This window comes from Vibrio sp. 2132-1 (assembly GCF_033344315.1).
In genome coordinates, this window is sequence record NZ_JAWPON010000019.1 from 12,383 (window position 1) to 34,733 (window position 22,351).

At 40.3% G+C, this 22,351-nt stretch carries 22 protein-coding genes; 13 read left to right on the forward strand and 9 right to left on the reverse strand.

The window, feature by feature from the left end; translation table 11 throughout:
* The 5 genes from R8N47_RS19085 to R8N47_RS19105 all read left to right on the forward strand — a co-directional run bounded on the left by R8N47_RS19085 (position 1) and on the right by R8N47_RS19105 (position 5,691).
* Positions 1-1,824, forward strand: coding sequence for a GspE/PulE family protein (locus tag R8N47_RS19085; RefSeq protein ID WP_025634126.1), 1,824 nt, complete (start codon positions 1-3; stop codon positions 1,822-1,824).
* A gap of 3 nt (positions 1,825-1,827) precedes the next feature.
* The gene (locus tag R8N47_RS19090) at positions 1,828-2,916 is read left to right on the forward strand and encodes a hypothetical protein (RefSeq protein ID WP_025634128.1); all 1,089 of its coding nucleotides are present in this window, start codon (positions 1,828-1,830) and stop codon (positions 2,914-2,916) included.
* A gap of 101 nt (positions 2,917-3,017) precedes the next feature.
* Positions 3,018-3,602: a hypothetical protein gene (locus R8N47_RS19095; protein WP_025634129.1), complete on the forward strand. Its 585-nt coding sequence runs from the start codon at positions 3,018-3,020 to the stop codon at positions 3,600-3,602.
* Between the two features lie 111 nt (positions 3,603-3,713).
* Positions 3,714-5,129: a hypothetical protein gene (locus tag R8N47_RS19100; protein ID WP_139351514.1), complete on the forward strand. Its 1,416-nt coding sequence runs from the start codon at positions 3,714-3,716 to the stop codon at positions 5,127-5,129.
* Between the two features lie 64 nt (positions 5,130-5,193).
* On the forward strand, positions 5,194-5,691 hold the full coding sequence (locus tag R8N47_RS19105; RefSeq protein WP_025634132.1) for a hypothetical protein: 498 nt from the start codon (positions 5,194-5,196) through the stop codon (positions 5,689-5,691).
* 188 nt (positions 5,692-5,879) lie between these two features.
* Here the strand turns inward: R8N47_RS19105 and R8N47_RS19110 are convergent, their stop codons facing one another.
* The 8 genes from R8N47_RS19110 to R8N47_RS19145 form a co-directional block, all read right to left on the reverse strand.
* Positions 5,880-6,230, reverse strand: coding sequence for a hypothetical protein (locus R8N47_RS19110; protein WP_025634133.1), 351 nt, complete (start codon positions 6,228-6,230; stop codon positions 5,880-5,882).
* A gap of 10 nt (positions 6,231-6,240) precedes the next feature.
* Positions 6,241-6,645 carry a hypothetical protein gene (locus R8N47_RS19115; protein WP_138058895.1) on the reverse strand — a complete coding sequence of 135 codons (405 nt, stop codon included), beginning with the start codon at positions 6,643-6,645 and terminating at the stop codon, positions 6,241-6,243.
* An 82-nt stretch (positions 6,646-6,727) separates the two neighbouring features.
* Positions 6,728-7,741 (reverse strand): recombination-associated protein RdgC, encoded by a 1,014-nt coding sequence (gene rdgC / locus R8N47_RS19120; RefSeq protein ID WP_025634137.1) that lies wholly within the window; start codon positions 7,739-7,741, stop codon positions 6,728-6,730.
* On the reverse strand, positions 7,734-8,732 hold the full coding sequence (locus R8N47_RS19125; protein ID WP_025634139.1) for a hypothetical protein: 999 nt from the start codon (positions 8,730-8,732) through the stop codon (positions 7,734-7,736). Before R8N47_RS19125 ends, rdgC begins: the two co-directional genes overlap by 8 nt.
* Positions 8,733-8,745: 13 nt before the next feature.
* Positions 8,746-11,307, reverse strand: a complete 2,562-nt coding sequence (locus R8N47_RS19130; protein ID WP_025634141.1) for a DotA/TraY family protein — start codon at positions 11,305-11,307, stop codon at positions 8,746-8,748.
* Positions 11,308-11,315: 8 nt separating this feature from the next.
* Complete coding sequence (locus R8N47_RS19135; RefSeq protein WP_025634142.1) at positions 11,316-11,936, reverse strand: hypothetical protein; 621 nt, start codon at positions 11,934-11,936, stop codon at positions 11,316-11,318.
* Between the two features lie 2 nt (positions 11,937-11,938).
* The gene (locus R8N47_RS19140) at positions 11,939-13,087 is read right to left on the reverse strand and encodes a hypothetical protein (protein WP_025634143.1); all 1,149 of its coding nucleotides are present in this window, start codon (positions 13,085-13,087) and stop codon (positions 11,939-11,941) included.
* A gap of 11 nt (positions 13,088-13,098) precedes the next feature.
* Complete coding sequence (locus R8N47_RS19145) at positions 13,099-13,422, reverse strand: hypothetical protein (RefSeq protein ID WP_025634145.1); 324 nt, start codon at positions 13,420-13,422, stop codon at positions 13,099-13,101.
* A 141-nt stretch (positions 13,423-13,563) separates the two neighbouring features.
* Here R8N47_RS19145 and R8N47_RS19150 point away from each other — a divergent pair, with 141 nt between their 5' ends.
* The 4 genes from R8N47_RS19150 to R8N47_RS19165 are packed head-to-tail and all read left to right on the forward strand — an operon-like array spanning position 13,564 to position 17,431.
* Positions 13,564-14,016 carry a hypothetical protein gene (locus R8N47_RS19150; protein ID WP_203347289.1) on the forward strand — a complete coding sequence of 151 codons (453 nt, stop codon included), beginning with the start codon at positions 13,564-13,566 and terminating at the stop codon, positions 14,014-14,016.
* Positions 14,009-14,800, forward strand: coding sequence for a hypothetical protein (locus tag R8N47_RS19155; protein WP_025634147.1), 792 nt, complete (start codon positions 14,009-14,011; stop codon positions 14,798-14,800). The genes R8N47_RS19150 and R8N47_RS19155 overlap by 8 nt, the downstream gene beginning before the upstream one ends.
* Before the next feature lies 1 nt (position 14,801).
* Positions 14,802-16,121 carry a toprim domain-containing protein gene (locus R8N47_RS19160; RefSeq protein WP_025634149.1) on the forward strand — a complete coding sequence of 440 codons (1,320 nt, stop codon included), beginning with the start codon at positions 14,802-14,804 and terminating at the stop codon, positions 16,119-16,121.
* Positions 16,122-16,123: 2 nt separating this feature from the next.
* A complete protein-coding gene (locus R8N47_RS19165) occupies positions 16,124-17,431 on the forward strand; it encodes a hypothetical protein (RefSeq protein ID WP_025634150.1) in 1,308 nt (435 codons plus the stop codon).
* A 90-nt stretch (positions 17,432-17,521) separates the two neighbouring features.
* Here R8N47_RS19165 and R8N47_RS19170 read toward each other — a convergent pair whose 3' ends face one another.
* The gene (locus R8N47_RS19170) at positions 17,522-18,028 is read right to left on the reverse strand and encodes a hypothetical protein (RefSeq protein WP_025634152.1); all 507 of its coding nucleotides are present in this window, start codon (positions 18,026-18,028) and stop codon (positions 17,522-17,524) included.
* Positions 18,029-18,100: 72 nt separating this feature from the next.
* On the opposite strand from R8N47_RS19170, the gene R8N47_RS19175 reads away from it, so the two are divergent.
* From R8N47_RS19175 to R8N47_RS19190, 4 genes are read left to right on the forward strand one after another with little or no spacing between them, the layout of a single operon-like run.
* On the forward strand, positions 18,101-18,730 hold the full coding sequence (locus R8N47_RS19175) for a hypothetical protein (protein WP_025634154.1): 630 nt from the start codon (positions 18,101-18,103) through the stop codon (positions 18,728-18,730).
* The gene (locus R8N47_RS19180; RefSeq protein ID WP_025634155.1) at positions 18,727-19,752 is read left to right on the forward strand and encodes a hypothetical protein; all 1,026 of its coding nucleotides are present in this window, start codon (positions 18,727-18,729) and stop codon (positions 19,750-19,752) included. The genes R8N47_RS19175 and R8N47_RS19180 overlap by 4 nt, the downstream gene beginning before the upstream one ends.
* Positions 19,742-20,863 carry a hypothetical protein gene (locus tag R8N47_RS19185; RefSeq protein WP_025634156.1) on the forward strand — a complete coding sequence of 374 codons (1,122 nt, stop codon included), beginning with the start codon at positions 19,742-19,744 and terminating at the stop codon, positions 20,861-20,863. Before R8N47_RS19180 ends, R8N47_RS19185 begins: the two co-directional genes overlap by 11 nt.
* 2 nt (positions 20,864-20,865) lie before the next feature.
* The gene (locus tag R8N47_RS19190) at positions 20,866-22,350 is read left to right on the forward strand and encodes a hypothetical protein (protein WP_025634158.1); all 1,485 of its coding nucleotides are present in this window, start codon (positions 20,866-20,868) and stop codon (positions 22,348-22,350) included.
* The last annotated feature ends 1 nt before the right edge of the window (position 22,351 follow it).

Consider the following 22,351-nt stretch of genomic DNA (forward strand, 5'->3'; position numbering starts at 1 on the left):
ATGACTAGTACTAACTTAGCAGAGTATAGACCTGCAACCAGCATTGTAGAATCCAGCGCAAACGAATACGACATTTTGTCAGATTCAATTTCTGGTGATTTAATAAAATACTTTGGTAGTCGTAGTAGCTCTAGTTCACACTTCTTTAACGACTTAACATACGACACTAGAGAACAACTTCCTTGGGCCTTAGGTGGTATCATTGACAAGGACAAAGTGGCACATCCAGCTTATGGTAAAAAATTCCTTATTTCGGATGGCCATATTCAAGGTATGGATGAAGGATACAACTACCTTACCGTCTTAATGACAGAAGACTTTTCAAAGTCAATCACACAAGTTCGAGCGACTATCAGAGATGATTTGGGATATACCGATCATACTCATACAAAAGTCATTAATCTTAAGTGCTCAGAAGACCTAATCCTATTACTTGCTGATGTCATCTTCATGGGCTCTGAAGAAAACCAATCTAAAGATGATGAGGGCAGAAGTTTTAAAGCGATCACTGCGTCTGTTTTAGAATCACACCCTGCAACGTCAGACATTCACTTTGAAGTATCTAATATACCTGGCAACACGTTAGTACGTATACGTGTAGATGGCGATTTAATTGATTTCAAAGAATATACATACGATAGGCTTTACGAGACGGTTGATGTTGCTTACAACATCATCGGTGGGGATGAAGCATCCGGCTCTAGCATCCAAGGTAACAACCTAAGCTGGAAAGAACCTCAATCTGGTAAATTTATCTACACGTATAACAATACTCAAATTGAAATGCGTGTTGAATTTGCACCAAGAGAAACTGAGGGCGGTGGAGATCTAGTATGCAGGATTACCAGTAAAGGGGAGAAATCCTCTATAAGAAAGCTAGATAAAGCTGGATATCACCCAGTTCAAACGCTGTTGATTAAAAAACACTCCAGTAAAAAACAAGGAAATATACTGTTTGCTGGTGTTACAGGTTCTGGTAAGACCCAGTCCATGTATTCAGTTATCGATTACTTACAAGACCTGTACAAATCTACTCGGAAGTTTGTTACTGCCGAAAACCCTATCGAGATGAACTTAGAGGGCGTTTCACAAGTTAACTTAGAAGATAACTCTAGCGCTTCTGATAATGAAATGAACACATTAACCAAGCAGTTTGAACGAATTTCCGAAAGCTTCATGCGACTAGACCCAGATATCATGGGTACAGGAGAAATACGTTGCTACAATTCAGCAAAATTTGCAATTGAATCTGCCCGAACTGGCCATGTATGTTTCTCAACAATACATGCCGCATCTTCTTGTGATGTACCAGGTCGCTTGGACGGTTTCGGAGTAGCTAGATCAGTCTATCAATCATCAAACACCCTAACTGTCATCATTGCTCAGTCTTTAGTACGAACCGTGTGCCCGTCCTGTAGTCGAAGTTATGATGAGCTTCCGAATAACTCTCCATTAGTTTATTCATTAATACAAAGCTTATCTTCCCTAGAGTTACTTGAGTACCTGCCGAACATACGTTTCGCAAAGCAAGGTGGGTGTGAAGAGTGTAATTATTCTGTAGATGGCCGTGTTGGACGAACACCTGTAGCTGAAGTCTTGGCGCCAGATCAAACAATCAGAAACCTATGGGCTAAAAACGAAGATGATTTGGCTAAAGCTCATTGGCTAAACACTGGTGGTTTTACTAAGTTAGAGCACGCAATTTATAAAATGTGCAAAGGGGTATTGGACCCTGAGATGATAGAACGTGAAATCGATCAACTTGTGGTCTCTCGATTAGATCGTGAAGAGCTAAATGTTTCTCTCTACCACCCAGAGGTTTAATTAATGGAAAACGATATTAACCAAAAGTTGCTCAGAATAAAGAGTCAATACCTTAGTGATGACTTCATTGATACCTTAAAGCTAAAGTATACAAACTTTCGTGTGGGCTCAAAGAGAAAGTCTCAACTTCTAGAGAAAATTGCATCACGTTTAGCAGATGGTGATTCAATCGTAAATGTATTGGACTCCCTCTATGAAGCATATAAGTCCCAACAACCAAAATCCCAAGAAACAAAGTTCGTAAAATATCTTGCAGACCGGTACCGATACAGACCAGTTATCTCATACATGCTCGCACCATTCTTTGATAAAACCACTATTGGAGTTGCTTACGCAATCGAGAAGAAAACTGCAGCATACAAAGTAATACGCATATGTGTCAGCCAATTACAAAGAAAACAACAAATGAGAGGTGCTGGCTTTTTAGGAATAGTCGGTCCAATTATAGGTGTTGGTTTGATTATGTTGATTTGTAGTCTTGCACACTTATACATCTATGCTGTGCTGTTTAAGGGGCTTAATATAAAACCAACTCCTATTATGACATTTGCAAGAGAGTTTACAAAAACTGTATACGAGCTAAGCCCATTTATTACAGGCACATTGGTGATATACGGGACCTGGGTAGTTTGGAGTTTACCCAATCAAATTAATCGGAGATTAACTAAATTACCACCTTGGAATGTTGTTGACGCGATTAATTCCGCTATAACCCTACAAACATTCAATGCTCTTTTGAAAGTCGGGATGCCCTCTTCAGAAGCACTAAAGCTTGTTGGTTCCCACTCAACGCCATATGTAAAACATTGGTGCCAAAAAATGCGTCTTAATATGATTGGAGGAAAGAGTGAAGGGCAAGCACTCGCCTGTGATTTCTTTAGTAGAGAACCAAGAATTGAGATTGAGTCGTATGCTACAACCTCTGACTTTACTAATAAACTAGACGATATCACCGAAGAAGTATTTGCTAACACTGAAATGCTAGTAAAAAAGCTTACGACAGGGATCATGCTCGGTTGCATGATGGCAGTTTTAACTGTAAACGCCATAGTTGGCCTTTCTATTTCTTCAATTGGTCAAACCCTTAACTAAGTTTGATAATAAAATTAACAAATTGTGAAAACCATATTCCACTTGATTGATATATGCCAATCATGTATAAAATCCAATAGCTTTCAAAGAGGAAAATAGCTATGTTATTTAAACCAAAAAAACAATATTCAAAGAAACTAAACCGCGTTCATGCAAAACGTAAAGGTGCATTTCTATCTACAGAGCTTCAATTAGTCCTGGCATTCGTGGGCATTATGGTTGTCGGTATTGCTACAACTATGGGGGATTCAGGTGCGGGTAAACTTGTTGACGATGCTGAGTCAGCTCTACTACAAGCATCGGACGAACTACGACGTACAGTGGGTGGCTTTGGTTCATACGCATCTGTTAACAACACTGACTGTTACGACAAAAACATCTGGCCTTCAAGCTGGTTAAGTGCAACCCAAGATGAATTTACCACACCTTTTTCTGATAATGGCTTGACCTGTGGAAGCGTAGACACCGCGACTAACCGTGATGGGATTACAACTACTGGTACAGGTAAATTCTTCACTTTCACTTTCTCAAATGTAGAAACAGATCAGTGTAACCTACTCGTTGGTCGTGTATTCCAAAACTTCGTTGAGATCCAGGTTGAAGGTACGCGAATTGATGGTAATGACACTCTTAAAACACAGTGTGCATCTGGCGATGAAGTAGCAATCACATTCATCAACCGTTAATCATTATTAATAAGAGTGGCCAATATGCTGCCTAGAACCTCAATCAAAAGACAAAGAGGCTTTTTCCTTCAACTTGGCATATTGGCCTCTACTGTCGCTTTAAGTATCATCATGTCCACTTACCTCATGATGAAAAGTGATCAATACGAATCTCAAGTAGACCAACTTCAAGGGCAGCGTATAGCAACGCTGCTTCATGCTATCAAGAATGCCTCAAGACAAAGTGGCTCATTAGCCCAATGGAATCAGCCGGGCCAACCCTTCCAAAACGGTGCTGAGCACATTGGAACAATGTGGTTGAAGCCAAACACCTGTGGTGGTACCCAAACATCTGAGTTCCTATTCTGTGACTTCGAAGATTCCCCTAGAATTGGGGATAACATGCAATACAAAACTGAAGTTACAAATGATGGAACCCAGGTCGAACTCAAATTAACTGTCTCAAATACTGCTGAAACTCGGGGATTTGACTTCTCTGGTGAAAACGGAGTCAAACGTTCATGTACTATAGCCCGAATTGCTGGTGGAGGTTTGGCAAACCTAAATTCAGGCACCTCAATCTCGCAAGTGGATTGCGACTTTGATACAGGTATCATTACTATGGATATCACTTGGGGCACAAGCTTCTCTGATGACCTGAGTATCCATGGTACAAACTCACCGTTAGCTACAATCGACTGGAATGGACAGGATGTCGATAATATGGACCGCCTTGAAGTATCTAGCATTGTGGACCGAGAAAACCCTGTATTTAGACTCGATTTGAATGGAACCAGCAACCTCAACAACCTCAACGTTAATTCCATAGACGCGAACTCCGGTACTATTGACACGTTACGCTCCAATTCTGCAAACTTAACTAGTGTTCGCGGCACTGACCTTGATTACGATAACGCTGACATTGATCGTGCTGATATTAATAGAGCTGACATCAATAACGGCGATATAAATACAGCTAGTATAGGCTCAGCAACAATAGACCAAGCTACAGTACGGAATAGAATCAACCAAACCAACTCATCGCAAATGAATAATTTCGCAGGGGGCTTGGCAATCGGTACTGGTTCAAACATATCAACTCTAGAGAATGGCTCTCTTTATGTCCCTGGAGCCGTTGTTGATTTCAATGACCCCTCAATGTTTTTTGACCCAAATGGCGTTTCTCGAACAAGAGACATTCGTTTGACATCGAGAGGGGGTGTAGCTCTCTCAAACCTAACAAGTAAATATGTTCACCAAGGTTCCGCTACAATAAACGGAGTTGGTGCAATTAAAGGTGTAAATTGTGGTGATGGTGCAGGTTATGCGGCAAATAGAATTGTTGTAGACTGGCAAGATAGTAAGCGTTACCACTCAGCGAACGGTGTAGTCGTATCTGACTATTCATTAAACCGAATCGGTGTTACAAAAAATGCATCTGGCTCACAATTTCTTGTCCGCCTTTACTCGTATAATTTCAAAACTAAACTTTGGGAAACACCTAGAGAAAACCGAGCACTAGCAACTATCTATTGCTATTACCCTTAAATATCTTCCCTTCCAGGGCATACCAAACTATAATATATTATAGACTAAGCTTAAGGTATGCCCTATGAACCTACTTCTTGCTATCTTCTTTGGAATTCTTCGTACTCCGGCTCTACTTTTTTATGTAACTACAGGAGTCGTTCACTACGTAATGGGCAAGCTCGTAAGGACGGTCCTAATCCCTTTATCATACGTAACAGAGAAACTCCTTAAACCCAATCACTATCTAATCGGCCTTGGTGGCCTTTTAATACTATACAAAGGATATGAGTATCTACGTGCTATAGCAGTATCAATTGCTGATACAGAAGTGTTTCTATATATGCCCGTTTGGTTACTAAGTTATCTTGAGTTTAGTGATGTACCATTTGATAGGCTAGGCTTGCCGGGTGCACAAAGACCACTTACAGAATCAATGTTAGATTTCGAGCAGGTATTGTTTGGTAAATTCGATGTAATTGATTTGTACTTGGTCTGGTGGTGGTTCTTTTTAGGGAGTCAACTAGGGCTTTACATCTACTATGCAGTAAACAGGCTTTTGAAGACAATGAACCTCGATTAAGACAATGAAAAAAGAGCCATTATCTGAATTAGTCTGAATGCAATCTGTGAGTTTCTTTATCTCGATGTGACTAGGTCTGACAGGTTGCCCTTAATCGGCTCTGTCCAATAGTTTGCTAGAGATTGAATGACTTTCTAATGTTCTCTATAGCTTGAGTGCTATACATAACCATATTTTCCCCTTGGTCGTTATACAGTTCCAATTTTCTTGATTTTAAAGTGTGGATTAGTTGCCAGCTTTTTATCTAGTCGAGGTGCTAACCACTCTTTAAACGCTTTTTTCCGTTCAGCTTTTCTAACATCTTCCACAGCAAATACTTTGTATTTTGCTTGGTTTTTTGGCTCGCCAAGCCACTTCTTGATAGCTGAATCTGTCCACAATCGATCTGTTTTTAGTCGAGTTACCGTAATCCAGTTTTTCGACCACTCAACAAAACGCTTTCGCTCTTTGATAGCTCGAATCTCTTGTTGGCTTTTAACCCAATTGGGATCGACAGCAAACTGCTTGTGGCCGATAAACCTACCGCGAGGCTTAGGCATCCTTTTCCCCCTACGACTGGTTAGATGGTTCACGGACTTTGAAGCCGTTTGGTCTAGTTAGTGAAACGGCATCACCAACCCTAGATACATTCCATGTTTCAATTAAGTTAACTTGGTCGTTTATAACTCGCACTTTGATGTTTTCATTTTCAGGATCTATTTTGATGCAATTATTGCCTCCAACTGAATGAGAGTACCCAAACAACCAATTTACGGACTCGTTGGGGCACTCTTCGAATCCATGAACATAACCAATTTCACTATCATCAATCTGTAGCTCAGCTACAGGTGAGATGTAGATAGTAATATCAGCCATTTGCTCATTGACCATTTCGTTATAATCATCTACAAGGTCACAAGCACTCAAAAGAGGCAGTGCGATAGCTAATGTTAATATGCTTTTCAATTTCATCATTTCCCCTTAAATTACGTTTCTTGTTTTCAGCTCATCTACGTGGCGTTCTTCACGATAAACACGAGATCATGGCCCTTATACATCAATCAATGCTTTCAACAAATCCCTCTATTAGCTCAGATGTATTCGATTGTGCACCACCAGCGAATCCAGTTGAGCTATTTAATGAAGGTAAGATTTCTTTTATAAGGTTCAATATTGACAGTCGAGTTAAAGTGTAGGAGGTCATATCTTTAACTCTTTTTGCTTCCATCTCCTGGGCGGGATTATTGATCTCCATTTCCTTATTGGCCGTTTTTATTTTCTCTTTTAACAGCCCTAGTTGCTTGATCTTAGAAAACTTTAATTCGTTATTAACAGTAAACCCTAAAGTGGCGTTCCATTCGCAAGATAGTTGAAGTGGGCGCTTTTGCGCTAGTAAATTAGCATTGATTTCATCTGACTCAATATCCTGGTTACTGTATCTCACCTTGTTCGCACCGTTCGCTCTATTCTCAAATGCAATATCACCATTTTTAATTGCCAACGTAGGCGGTAACTCCAGGCTGCTAAGCCAACTAGTAAATACACTCGAAACATCATTATTAACTGTTAGCGGGCTCGCAGGAAATGTTTTGAATGTAAGCTTGAATAAATCAATAATCGCTTCAACTTCTTTGTTTCCACTTGAACCGATAAAAAGAAACTTTAGCTCAGTATTAAACCAAACAATGATATCTTTGAAACGTGTAAGCGATTTCGGTATAAGAAGGTTTTCACACATTTCACGTAAATTCTTGACATCTTGTGAAGAAACCTTGGCATTTACTCCCCATGTCCTGGGGGAATCTTGTGCAAGCTGAATCATTTTCTGCCTGACAGCTTCGTCCAATGTACTAGATGCAACAGACCTAAAGCGCTTTTCTATACGAAAAATGTAATCGTTTTCTAGCTTAATGTAAGGTTTATTTGATTGCAGTAACTCAGCCCAGCCATATTTAGTCTTAATCGCACCAGTCAAAGGCTTCGCTTTCAGTTTCTCAAACATTTCAGAGTGCAGATTTGGGTCCAAGTTGAAGTCTTCAGGTAACTTGTAAATCACAAAGGTTTTAAACATGATTTACCTCGGCTTTATTGGAAAGTGGCAGTAAACGCATAGGATCTTTTTTGATGGCAACTAAAAATGAATACACAGAACCAAAGCGATTGGTGTCATATTGCCAATATAAATGCAGGTAATGAAAATAGATAAAGGAAGTAAATGCACTTAGCAAGGTCAAATACATGGATGTCATTAGGTAACTAAATTGAACCTCCGAGGTTACTATCGTTACAATAATGAATTTGGCAACACTGTTTACAGCGAAGAAGCAAAAAGCCAATACGAAAAATAGCGTTAGCCAAATAGACAGCTGTAGGTTTCTGGCTTTGCCTTCAACCTGTTCATCATTCATGTCGAAACCAGCTTTAACAACCTCATCGAAAGGTACAAGATTGAAGTGTACGGGGGTCTCCATGAACGGAACCATTTTCATATGGGCGGGGACAGCTCTAACAAGTTCCATGTACGTAGTTGGCTTCACTTCGGTACGCTGAATGGTTAAATCATACCGTCCATCTTCCCCTTTTTTTAAAATCAAACGGTTCGCTGATTCAGAGGCTGTCAACTGAGGTAGATGAGGGCTAATTTCAAGCATATCGTTTGCTAGCTGCTCATTAGAATCACTGGGACGCTCCTCGTGTTTTAGAACCAACAAACGATTACTGTCTTTCTTAAAATCAGGAACACTTCCATTAGCCTCTGAAAACACACTCGATTCAAACAAGCTATAACCATGTTTCAGTAGGTACTCTCTATTGACTTCGGTGTATGAGTCTAGATAAGGCAGGGACGTTAAAGGGTCAAAAGATTGCTGATAATCTCTTGCAGACTTTATTTCATTTAGTAGGCCTCCAGGGAGCCTGTATTCATTATGAATACTCTCCAGAGCTCTATCTATAGGGGTTATATGAACCCACTCAGTCCAAAACCTCAGTCTAAACATATTCCATGTCCAATCATTTGGGGTCTTGCTTGTGGCGTTTTTAAAAAAAGTTGAAAGTATCATAGATTACATAGTCCTATTTGCTTGCACTTGGTGGTCGTTCAGACTTTTCACCATTTCCTGTGTTTCCATTTCCGTTATTACCACTGCCATTATTACCATTGCCTTGCTGATCCTGTTGAGGTTGTTGTTTTTGAAGTGAACCATTAAAAGCATCAGACATTTTGTTGAAGGTACCATTCGTTGCTGATAGGTACTGATCAGAATCACCAAATTGACCAATAGCATCTGTAGCAACCCAAGACATTAAATTGTTGGCAAATAAGTTCGGAGCTTTTAGACAATAAACAAGTAAACCAAATAGAACGATTGGATATCCTCCTGTAAGCATCACTAAATCAAAAAGATCCCAAGAGGAGGGTAGGTTAACTCCAATGGACTTCCACCAAACGCTATTAAGGAAAGCTAAGCTGAGGTTACACATTGCAAAACCAAGCATTAATCCAATTACATGAAGAGTCGGCCTCAGGAATATGGCTCCGTAGAGAGCTGCCATTCTTAGACCATGAACAGCCATTAGCCCTTCACCTGCAGCAGAGGCTAATAAAGCACTGCCCAGGGCAATGCCTGCCAGAGCTTCGGCACAAATGATGAAAAAAGCGGTAACAACAAATAGGAATGTAATTATTGGCACCATTGGCAATACATTACCTAGAATAAAAGCACCGATAAGGCTAGATACAACCAGTGGAGCGACTGTTTTAACGAAGAAGGCCAAAGGTATAGCGAATGGAGCTGACAAAGCAGAACTCTCGAGGGCACCTTTGATGACATCTGCGCCTTCAGTTGCCAATACAACGATGTACCAAATGTTCTTAAGCGCTTCACCTAACGTAGATAATAACGCCAAAGCATTTGTAGACCCTGTAACGTCGAATAGAGCTCCATCATAGTCAATGCCGCTCATCCCTGGCGTTTCTATTGCAGATGCCAGATTACCATTATAATTACCAAGGCTTAGAGCTGAGCTTAATATTCCGGAAGCAACAGATACTATTGCAGACTCGTTGCCAGTCGCCGCTGCTTTTGCGTTTTCATTTGTCGAGTGAACGGCCATTAGTGCGGACCAGTTATTCAACTTCTGCGCCTCAGGCCAATCTGATTTTATGTCTCCACTCATTGCAAGTTGTTCAGTTAAGTCCCAAGTGAACTTTGGAAAATTGCTTGCCAGCCAATACGTCTTACATTCGTTTGCTTCATCTATTTCATCATCAAGAGATGAATCGAAAAGGTTTATACTTGGAATCCATGAGAATACAGAACGGCAGAAACTGGTTCTTTCCGGTATATTTGTACTCATTACATTGTCTAATGAAAAACCTACTCCAGATGAAGCTAATTGCATCATTCCATTCATACGGCTAAACGCTAGAGGAGCCATCATCCAGCCCCCTTCTGTTAATTCTTCGACCAGCGAGGATGAGCCTGATATGCTGATATTCGCTTTAGAACTACCGCAACGACTTGCTTCATATTGACCCTGCCAAGACTGAGATAACTCCCCCATATAACCGCGCTCTACAACTTTAGACTTACACATTGCTAAATCAACGTGCGCTTTGAATAGGTTTTCAGCTAACTCTTTAGAGCCTAATTCATTGAGTAAATATTCACGATAATAAGAGTCATCACTTCTTCGCATTGCCGTTACATATTTTGATAAATCTGCGTTCTTCAGCCGCGATAACATACTCGATACAAGCGTGTGTAATTCTGACATGAAAGTGAACGTAGCCTCTGTACCGTAGTAGTTCGAGTAATATGCAAGCTTTTGCTCCACTGATGAGCTAGCAGTAGGTTTACGGGCGAAATCAAACCTGATTGAACCACAGGCTCCTCCACGAAATTCTAAAATAGCGCCAGTATTTTCAGCCCCATTCTTTCCTATAGGCTCATCGACATAATTAAGAGAAGAAGAAGACCCGCTTGAATTAGGGTACATTGAGCTGATTCGTGAAAATGATGGAAATGAGTCGGTTGGGAATATGCTAGATGTCCCATTTGAATTAATCGATTTTAAAGTGAATTTTCTATCATTTGAGCTTTCAAACAACTCAGCACAAGAAAGCATAGAAACCATAGTTTCTCCAACTGAGAACACTTCACCTACATTCGTAGACGCTATTTGCGCTCCAGTATGATTCACATAATCATTTACTCCAGCTTTCCAGAATACATCAGCTGCTCCCGCACCATGGACGATTACATACATCCCAGAAGCTTGTCCTACCGATACAAAGGAACCAGCAGCATGAATCATAGGCGCCAATGACCCCAACGCTATTGCAATTCTTAATGGAACGTATGGTGACATTTTCCCAAAGACATGACCTGTAGCAGCAGCATTCATCATGATGTGACCAGAGTTATATATGACATTTATTGATCCATAGAGTAGGGCTAAGAAATTGAGCCCCCCCAACATGACCATTAAAGGCGTCAATGTCGCTTCTACACTCTGATTACCAAAAAGGTGATGTACCCAACCACCGAATAAAATTGCTAAAAAGTTTGTTGTCGACCCTGTCTGAACATGAGCCTCTATACAAGTAAGAGTAAAATCTGCACAAGTTGCCATAGGGGACCTCAGTTCATGGTTGCAGCTGTGATAGTGTTGCTCAGTGATTGATAGAAGAAATCGATGTACACAAGGAAAATTCCGAACCCCATATGAACAACAATATGACTAAACTTAATTTGTCCTGACATCTGTGGATTGGCTAAGAGAGTTATTCCCATCACACCTCTGAAGTAAGATATAACTCCGTAAATAGACATGACCGCAAAACAAGCTCGTATAGCAATAGAACGAGTTTGCATCCCCGTTCCTACGGTAGAAACATTGACTAGGTTAGTAGCTCGCTGACTTATGTCATCAAACATTGCCGCAGAATAGGGAGTGCTAAAATCTAATCCTGAACCATGCCAAAATAGACTCCCCCAAGCAGCTATTCCTTCTCCAAATTTCCACATAAATGCTGAAGCTATAAAAACTGCCATTATCAATTTAGGTGAGGGAGGACTTCCATACATTTGGCTAACCATGGGGGACGACGTTCTTGTCCTCATGAGGGCAAGCCATAAATAGACACCCTGGACAAATAGATATAAACCCAGCCCCTGAGCTACTAGGATTATTCCATCAACTAAAATGACAAATTCATGCGTCAGAAACCGCTCTAGAACGTCAGTGACCTCTACAGCCATAATTAGTATTTCCTTGCATTTCCAGCTATTTCATTTAGCAGTTGAGTTTGTAAGCCTAAATTGAATTCGCTTGATAACTGGGAATCCAGTATATGACCCAGCAGAGCAAGGACCCTTGCATCAATTTGAGCGTTCATTCTTTGGACTTGTTCCACAGTGGTAAAATTAGCCTTGCAAGCTTGACCAGCTGGTGTGTTTAACCAATCATCCATTTCACGCTGGGTATTTACCATTGCGGCTTTGCGTGAATAACAAGACTTGTCACCACCATTTCCGTAGAGCTTTATTTGCTCAGGAGAGTTATAGAAATCAATATCAGCCTTTATTTGCTCAAGAATAGATTGAATAGGGCGCCCATTTTCATCACGAGGGTTGGTGAGCCCGTTAACTCTAAGAGCTGTATTAAATCCAGCTGTAGTTCTTAGATGACGTTTAAGCCATCGGTTGTAAGCCATCTTTGCATCTGCACCCGAGTTTTCATTGATAACTTGGTTATTCTCACCGCGGGGCATTTTATTTATTTCACCGGAGCTAAAAAGTACTTTAAGCATGGTGTCAGTGCGCTCTTTCTCATCAGTTGATTTGGAGTAGCCACCTTCACCCATGCCGGGTAAAACACCTTTTATATTTAATAAATCGAGTTCAACAGTATCTCCATGCGTAACGCCCTCTAAAAGTGATACAGACTCATCTGCTAATGATTGCAGCCCTGTTTCACATCTATCTCCTTCACAATCAATTTCATCTGAAAGCTGCACAGCAAAATCAAGGCTATTTGTCTGGGCTTCGCAATAAAAGTCATCTGTAGCTTCATAAAGTGCAGACACCGCTGCTATGCCATCACACATCAATGGTGAGGGTTCCATCTTTGCTTGAAGCTCAAGGTTAGAAGTTTCCGAAACACTGTTAGAAATGGCCTGTGTTGATGCGAGTTCGCGCATCGTATCTTGAGATGCTTTCCATTCCTCCATTAGTTCTGTCATTGTCATTTCAGAAATCTTTAAACCCTTTTCTTCAGCCCATAACATCGCATCTTGAGCACTTTGGCTGATTATCTGACCTAAGCCTGTTGGGTCTGTACAGATTACGGCGTTTGCTGTCCCTGGCAATAAGACCGCCAGGGATAAACTTAATAACGTTTTCTTAAACATTAGCGTGCTCTCTATAAATCAAACCCACCAATATCAAATGATAGGTCTTGAGTTGGTTGAGACGGTGAGTTTCCATCATTTGATGGTTTGGATGGAGTTGCTTCGTTGAATAGTTCGGAGAAGTCGAGTTCAGGCACTTGTGTATGTTCAATAGAATGACCAGTCTTCAACGCCCTATCCGTATTCAATGCGTATTCTGAAACACCAATTTGCAGACACATATGTTCGAACTTTGCATCGTTTAGTCCAACCTCGCGATTCGAGGCAGGGTGGTTTCTTAAGATATGCATTTGTGGGTCGACCAATGGGCCGATAATTGAGTTATTGAATTTCATTTCAACCTCTAATAGACTCGAAACTAATGTCATATTACAATAAAAAACAACATCAGCAAAACCCAAAAGTCACCTATGATTAGACTAACGTTCGATAAAAAATGGATAGATGAATACTGGCAAGAGGTTGAGCCAAAAGTAATGAGCAGCATTTCATCCTTTGAGGCCAGAGAAAGCTGGGTTGTTGAGGATCAGTCTCCATCATTAAGAGAACTTAATCGCATTGCTGAAAACCTACCTCAATTAGCAAATTTCCCATTGAATCAGGATGTGCAAGAGCAAGCCGATCGGTTACTCGTAATTTTGGGGTGCTTACCGCTAAAAACGTCTTTAGCTGCTTTTGGTTGGCTGGGGGCTTTTAGTCAAAACGATCACAAATGGAATTACATTGTCTCTATCCACGCGAACCAAACTCTAGCGAGTCAAAGTATAGAAAACCGAAACCGGTATAAGTTTGCCAAAATTCTTCACACAAGATTAAACCTCTTCAACTTTCTAATCGAATTCGACAAGCAATATATGAGTGAGGATGCAACTCGATTGGCACTGGCAACTCACAAAAGATTAATTCAGGAGAATACTAAGGATGGATAATAATAAAATTATTCGTTTTGCACTTCTAGCTTCAGTCATTGCAACTGTCACTCCCTTTAAGAGTGAAGCAGCAAGGGTATGTCGACAAAAAGTCTCATTGCCAGCACCTTCAGCTGGTATATGTGACGTAGATACAAGCAATCCTAAGATGGGAAACCCATTTGCTTATATAGACCCGACTCAAGGGTGTGATTTCTCTTTTAGTTTGCCAGGTCTACCTTCGTTTAGCCTCGATGGTTTACAAGGAGCTCTATGCGATACCATTCAGGATATTGGGCAGCAAGGCATTGACGACGCACTTGGCCCTGTACTTGATGCGATTCCAGATAGTGTAGACCTCGACCTAGATAATTTGATGGAAGGCATCTTCGATGATCAAATTGAGATGCAAAGTAAATTTTGCCCTGTCTATGACGACAAGGGAAAACTGGTTTCGTACGAATGTGCGTCTGATGGGAATGGTGGCGGTGACATTATAGACATAGAAGACCCTGATCATGGAGACAGAGAATGTTATACACAAAATGGAATTACATACTGTAAGGATGATGAAGGAGAGGTAACTGAACCAGACCCAGAACCTTATGACCCTGAGAAAGACCCAACTTTGCCAATATGCTCAGAGTTAGACAGTTTCTTTGACTCTGAAGGTAACTTAATACCTTGTAGAAACGGTACAAGCAGACAAGCCGTTTACCCTCAATCTGAACAAAACCTTCCTAGTTCATCAAGAGATACCAACCAATCTACCAAACCAAAATGGGATGTGAAAAAAGGGTGGTAATGTGAATTTAATACTTGTTGAAAGCAGCCTTAAATCGAAGCAAGTTAACTTGGCTCTAGGTGCACTAGGTATTCAAGAAGAGTTTACTTGCGGATTTACTATGGGGAGAGTTTTCGATTTTAAGGTCGGAGACCCTTCTCTAAAGTGGTCCCCAAGGAACTCTGACGTATACCAGTATCTGTCTACTCAAATTCAACGCTCAGACAATGTTATCGCTATGACAGATGCTGACGAACAAGGAGAGTACATCGCCTACCAATTGCAAACCATAGCAAATCAATATGGTCGTTCACTTGTGAAAGCCGATCTGAGTGAGTTATCACCTTTAGGCATAAAAACAGCACTGAGTAAGGTTAGGCCAATAAACCTAGACGTTGTAGCACAAGCACATACAGAACGACTATTAAATCTTAAAGTAGCCAATTATGGTATTAATCAGGGTATTGGACCAACGAGTATTCATAAGTTAATGGTTGCAAGCCATTTAATGGATACACCTACTCTTAATGTAGCTACATTCTTAGATGATGAAAGTTCCGTTAAAGCCCTAACTTACAACACTTCCCTAAAGTCAGCCGAGTCTGAATTAGTTGAAGTTCCAACGAAACCGCCATCAACCTTAAACATCTACCAGAACGTAGCAATACACTACGATACGCCTGTCTGTGATATCGCAAATAATCTTCAAGACTTATATCAATCTGGAAAGCTTTCATACGGGCGTGTGACCGAGAATTATTGGTATCCAAGTGCAGAGAACTCCGTAGAAGATACCCTAAGCGAGCTTTGTGTAGCTATAGACATGGAAAGATTTGCGGCATTAACAGAAAGAAACCAAGCCCACTCAGCTATTTATGTCGTTGATCATCGTTCCGTGTACAGCAAACATTCAGAAGTAGAAATGGTAACTGAATTTACAAAAAGTGCTTTGGGCTTGAGCGATAAAAAGACGTATCTAGCTGATGCTGGTGGACCTATTTTGTCAACTGAAGAACTAGTTCAGCCTGGTTTAAAACGCAGCTCCCCAGATATCCAGATCTTACAAAGCTTAAATGAACTTGGCCTATATAAGCCTTCTACCAGCCCAACTCTTTGTAGTTCCCTTAGCTCAGCTTTTTACATTAACTCACAACTGAACAAAGAAGCTCTAAAGTTTCAGTTTTCTATCACTAAGCGTCTTTTCCCTTCTCTCTTAGAACATATAGAGATGCGTCAAAATCCAATCACCCAACGAGTAAACCATAAAGTAGATGGGACGGAACTAACTATCACTAACAACATGGCCAACACCTTGTTTGATAATTTAACGATGAGTAGGTAATCATGATCAAATTCCATAAAAAGAAAGGTTTAGCACTATCATTAATGGCCTTAGCCAGTTTCTACGCTTTTGCTGAGTATAAAACTGATAAAGCACCTATAAAGAGTAATCCAACAAGTGAGGTTTATGTAAGTGGCTCGAGTACTTTGCCAATTGAACAACTCGTTGAAGAAAAAATGAGTGTAACCACATACAAAATAATTAAAATCATGGAAGACACTAACCTTTATGCCGCCTTCACAAACAAAGGGACATTCATTGTTGATAGCGATGTTAACTTTGCAATTAAGGGGAAAATGATTGATCTGTCCAATGGCGATAACATCCTTGGTCGTATATTCGGCGCACATAAGGATGAGATACAGTCAATAATCACCAAAGAGAAGGCAATAGTTGCTTTCACAGATAGCAGTCATAAAGCTTCAGTCAAATTGAGCGACACCAAGCCCAAGCCTCAACCAATTCCAGCTGAACCTTCTGAACATAACACCAACTTAAACAGCTCTCATGAAGAAAAGATAAACGAGATTTTACGTAAATCTCCAGGAGTTCAGGCGTTAATCAAAAGAAAGTTGGCCATGGAAGCGAAACAAGAACAGCTTGAGCATCAAGAAAGTTCTGATTCTAGCAAACAACAACCCGTAACTCAGTCATCTATTCCAAGCGTAAGCTCCGAAAAAACATCTAACACAATCATGGATGAATTAAAGAACATCGAGCCTCATATGCGTCAAAAGTTAGGACCTACATACGCTCCGATGCTTCTTCCAGCAATAGATGATGATAGCTTTATTGTTTATGAAAATGATGCAGATGTCCCTTATAAGGGAACTTTGACAGTTGCTACCGATTTTAGTTGTCCAGTATGTAAACAGCTACATACTCTAATTCCTTCTTTAAATGCTGAGGGTGTAAAGGTACGTTACATGCCTTATCCTAGAAAACGGATTATTGATTACCCATTCGAGAATAACTTTACAGTCGATCAGTATATATATCGTACTCACCAAGAGCCCCTTAATAGCTTTGGTGAGTTAGTGCTTAATGGATACTGCTCTGATGATAATAAAGCCGCATACAATGAACTCTTTTCTACTAAGAGCTTAAGAAACTTTCCAAGTAACATTTCGAAGAGTTGTGAAACTAAAATGAGGGAATTCAAGATTTTGGGCGATTTAATGTTCGCAGGTGGAACTCCCTACCTAGTTTGGGGAGACGAAGACACTCCAGCAAGTGAAAGGGGTTATATTCGCGGAGTTATGAGAAGTGATAGAACAATTTTCGATCTACTAAAACGAAAGGAAAGTTAGTAACTAGATAATAACTTTAGAGATCATCCCAAACCCTGAAACTTTATTTGGCCCATCTTGGGCCAAATTTTTATTCAATATAATAAAAGTCTAATCTATGGGAGTTACTACTATTGCATCCGCATCGTCAGACTCATGATTACCGTCATATGGCACTAGAGTAATTAGAGAGGCAGATTCTAACTTGTTACCAACGCTTGCTGTAACAGGTAGGCACATATGAAGTTGACGATTCTCACTCTTTGTCATGTTATGAACCCCTCTGCGAGATCGTTCAGAAACAATCACCTCCGTTTCGACTTCATAATGCAATTGCAATTCGTGACTACTTGATAAAGAGAGTGGTGTTGGTTCTACTTTGAACCCGGTAAACTCAATTTTCTTTACAGCATCCCAAACTTCACCTAGTGGCCAACCTAAATAGTGGTTGTGTTTTGAATCAATAGAATAAGCAATCATAGAAGACATACTCCTTGAAAGTCCTATTCTACCTTCCGACACTTCTTTAATTTCTAGGCTGAAGATAGAGTATAGCTCTATGTCTGCTCGCCCACTAACTGCAGCAATCCAGGCTGCATTTCCCTCATAGTCACCCATTTGACACCATTGTTTTTAATTGATGAATGTCTTATATTATACAACTATTACCCCCCGCGCAACGAGGCAAACATGAGGTTAGAAGATAGCCTACAAGACCATGTTTTTGATTCAATTAGTAGGTCATTAGGTCTAACTATCAATGAAAAGCAACACCTTCAATTTGCAGTTAACTGGAACACGAATGAGTTGATGCTTTCGTCTTACATGGCTGCTAATGCTCTTAACGGAACATCTACGTTTGACTGCCAGCTGCCTATTGTTTCTATTGATGAAGATGGGGATATAACATCGCTCGAACTCCCCCATGAAATTGATTGGAGCAAGCCAAAGCAACAGTCCCTTCTATCCATAATAGAGATGCACGGTATTCGTCTTGATAAAAGCGAACCTAGTGAAAACTTTAAGACATGGCTAAGGGTTGCACAGCTGAATGAACTACATAGTGTTATTAAGCGATCTGTTGAACACCATCGTAGCAGCAATTCACCGAATGCCCATCAGATTCCGTTGTTATTAGATAGAACAGACTATCTCTTCGAACCTTCGTCAGGTTTGGCCGTACCTAACACGCAATCAATGCTAAGTAATCGTGTTGAAAACCAGATAATCAACCAGACAACCTACAAGCACAATCTAATTCCAGATAACGAAATAGTGGTTAACCCAGCATTAGACATTTCTATTGGGGTGGAAAGATGAAGAAATTCTTTACAATTGGGGTGGCTATAGTTGCATTCATTCCGTACACAAGCCATGCATTCTTAGCTTGGACGATTGTAGATCCAGCCAAAACAGGTCAAAAAGCTAGTCAAACAGCCACTGATGGTATGACAGCAGCTGAAAGAGCGCTGACTAAGTCTCAAGAAATGGCAAACGAGATCAATAACGCGATTAAATCATTCCAAAACGACGACAACCTCAAAGCTTTCCATACAGCTACTGTATCAGGTAGTCACTCTGAAACGCACAATTTGCTAATGCAATCAAAGATGGAAGTTACACCAGGCCTTTGTGAATTTGTTGAGAGGGCGTATGTAGCTAATTTTGATGAACAAGGCTGTCTATTCTTTGATGATGATGGCCTAACTAGTTCACTAGTAATTGAGGGGGAGAAGGTACTTCCTGGAAAACTAGCCGAAGAAACCTTTGATAACCTTAAGTCCAGCATATCTCATAGAGCTCCTATTGGCGCACCTAACCTTCACGAAGAATACACAATCCTTCTAAATGACACCTTTGGGCAAGCAGTATTGAGTGAGTTATCGCACGAAGACCGTTTAGCTATGGATCAGTTAGTTGGTCTATTAACAACTCAAAATCAATCTACGATCCCTCACCCAAAAGACATGAAAGGTTCTGACGATGAACTCAGATTAACTAGAAAACTGAATAGATACCTTCGAAGTGACTTAGCGATTGCCACTATGAAATCGAGTTATATAAAACGCTCCCAATTGAGCGATATGAACTCTATTCAGTCAGATATATGGCAAGGCAGAACGGAAGAGCTTAGCGATATGAAATCCTTAGGAATGCCTGTAGAGACAGTTAATGGGCTGTCTCCTAGGCCGACCAGCGAAAGTGTTGCTCGGATGGATGCAATTCAATCAGCACGATTAGCAAGATACCTTTTGGCCTACTACGAATCACTACTTACAAGAGAAGCCAACCTTGCTCTTAAGACTCAAATTTTAGCGGAGTTAGCAGAAAATGGACTATAACAAACACTCAATAACAGACCTTATTAACAGCATCCCGCTAGAGTCTATTAGGCTTGAAACACCTGACTTTGAATTCGCAAGCCAAGGACAGAGCTTAAGCACCTCTTCTGTAGCTCCCAATTTACCAGAAACTATCAACTTCACTCCAATATCAGAAATAACACCTGACACACCAATAAAACGGTATTCATTTTCACCTACCGTTAACATTGAAAGTACTGGTATCGATGCTGGTGGTATTACAAATGTAGCTGCGAGCTTAAAAAATTCAGCTATTGAGCACTCCGTAGGAAAAGGATCACCTTCAACTGAAGAGCATGTATTGAAGCATACTGAACCTGCTGAGGAAAAGCATATAAAAACAAAAGAAGAACCCCCAGAACAAAAAACTGCATCCCCAGACCAACCAGCAACTATTGAACGTAATGTTGAGAATGAAAACGTTCCTAAACAGGATGAAGAGAAACCAAATAATAGAAAAAAAACTACCCCACCAAGTAAGGAAAACGGAAGGGAGCAGGATAGTGTACAAAATAAAGAAAACAAGAAGGTCGACCAGTACAACCAAAACATAAATACAAATAGGAACTCTTATGGCCTATTTAACCTCAACCATAACGGCTCCAAAGCTCAAGGTGGGCCTTCTTTCTTAACAAACTCCTACAACAAATTAAAAGGAGAACAGCCAGGGTTGAAACAAATCAACAGTGTCATTGATAGGTCAAGAGATCTTCAACAGTCCTACCTGGACCTAAAAGGACTGATTGCAGAAGGAGCACCAGCTTCAACACTTAAAAAAGCTGAGAAAAACTTCGAGAAGATAGCTAGTGACCTAAATAAAAGTGTTTCAAAAGTTCAAAAGGGATTGGACAACCTTGGTCCTAATGCGATTGACCAACTAGGCAAAGCCGTAGGCCAAGACAAGCTATCCCAATGTAAAAAATCACTTGAAACTGCAACTAAATTACTTTCTGGAGAAAACGTTCAGGAAGTAGGTATGCAGACTAGCAAGATTGTCCAGAAAGCTGCGGAAAACATGCACAAAACTGTTGAAAACATTACAAATACAATTAACACAACCATCAACATGCTTGGGTTAGGAAGAGGTTAACGATGAGCAATTTTATTGAGTTAATGGAAAGTGAAAACGTACCAACAAACTTTAAATTTCTTCTAGGATTCCATCAAGAGACCAGCAAGCTTTCGCACTTCGGAATCGCAAAGCACATTGGTTTACTAGATCAATACATTGAAGATAGCGTTGACTTAGGTTTGCTTAACAATATGACGCTTGAAGAACTATGCATTCAGTTTCCTCACCTAAATATGAGTAAAGAAAAGTTATCTATCTTGAAATCAGGAGTACCTTACTTCAATGGCTTGTATCAACTAGAAATAAACAAAGAAGCCTACAAGTATAAGGACCTCTATGACTATTGCACTGATGGTAAATCAATTGTTCTGAACCTAAACAATAAACCCATAATATTTTTGCCTAGCGAAAATGATTACTATCAACTACAGCTCGATATTAGTAGCAAAAACCACTCTAACGAAATCGTTTTTTGGCTTGATTGCGCTGGCTTATTACCTACAACAGCCACCGAATCATCGGCTCCCGGTACAGGGATCGCCATACAAGAACAAGTCATGGCAAATAACTACTATATAGCCATAGCACCTGAAAGTGAGATTGTTCGTAACCTTTCTAGGATAGACTCCAGTGTATTCTCGAAAGTTAATGAAAAGCTATATGAAGACCAATTACCACATCAGGCCGAAGGGTGTATTGAATTTCTTTCTTTTGCGGAAAAGCACCTGATACACAAGATCCACTTCAATATTATAGATAGCTCTATCAATAGAGTCGTCTGTCTAAATCAAATGGTTACTGAATCTTTTGATTGGACTTCTCTAGGTATGTATCAGGGGTTAAAGCTATTTTTGCAAGAATCCGGCATACCTACCAAAGCTTTAAATGAAACCCCGTATTCAGGTTTCACGGTTATAGAAATGCTTACATCAGAACATACTGATGAAAGCTTTGAATGCGGCATTAAAATAAACTCAATCCCTATCCCTGGCGGCTATACCCTAATTTTGGACATGATGTACACATCTGAGTTTGAGATAGAGACAAATCAGACAAGCACTCCTGAAATTCAAGAGGGAATTGTTCAGTTAAGCTTCGGGAGTATTAAACAAGATCCACTTGGTGGAATGATCAATAGCGTACGAGAGCATTTGAATGAAGAAAATGGAGATACATTTCTAGCGTATGAAGATTCATTTCCTATCTACTTAACAGATCTTGTTCACACAAACCTCTCAGGTGATATCAATAGTTTACTCTCACAGTACGCTTCTTCAGGTATGCAGTTCCTAATAATTGGAGAAATCTCTAGCGAATTCATTGCCAATACTGCACTGATTGCAGCACAAAATGGCTTTATGGTGTTCGGATGGGTTTATTCGGCCACAGAGTCAGGCGCACTAAAAAAATTCACGTATAAACAATCTATTTATAGACAAAGCGAACCTCATGCACTTGGGCAACTCGTTAGACCTATCCAAATTGAACATGAAACTAGCGAGTAGG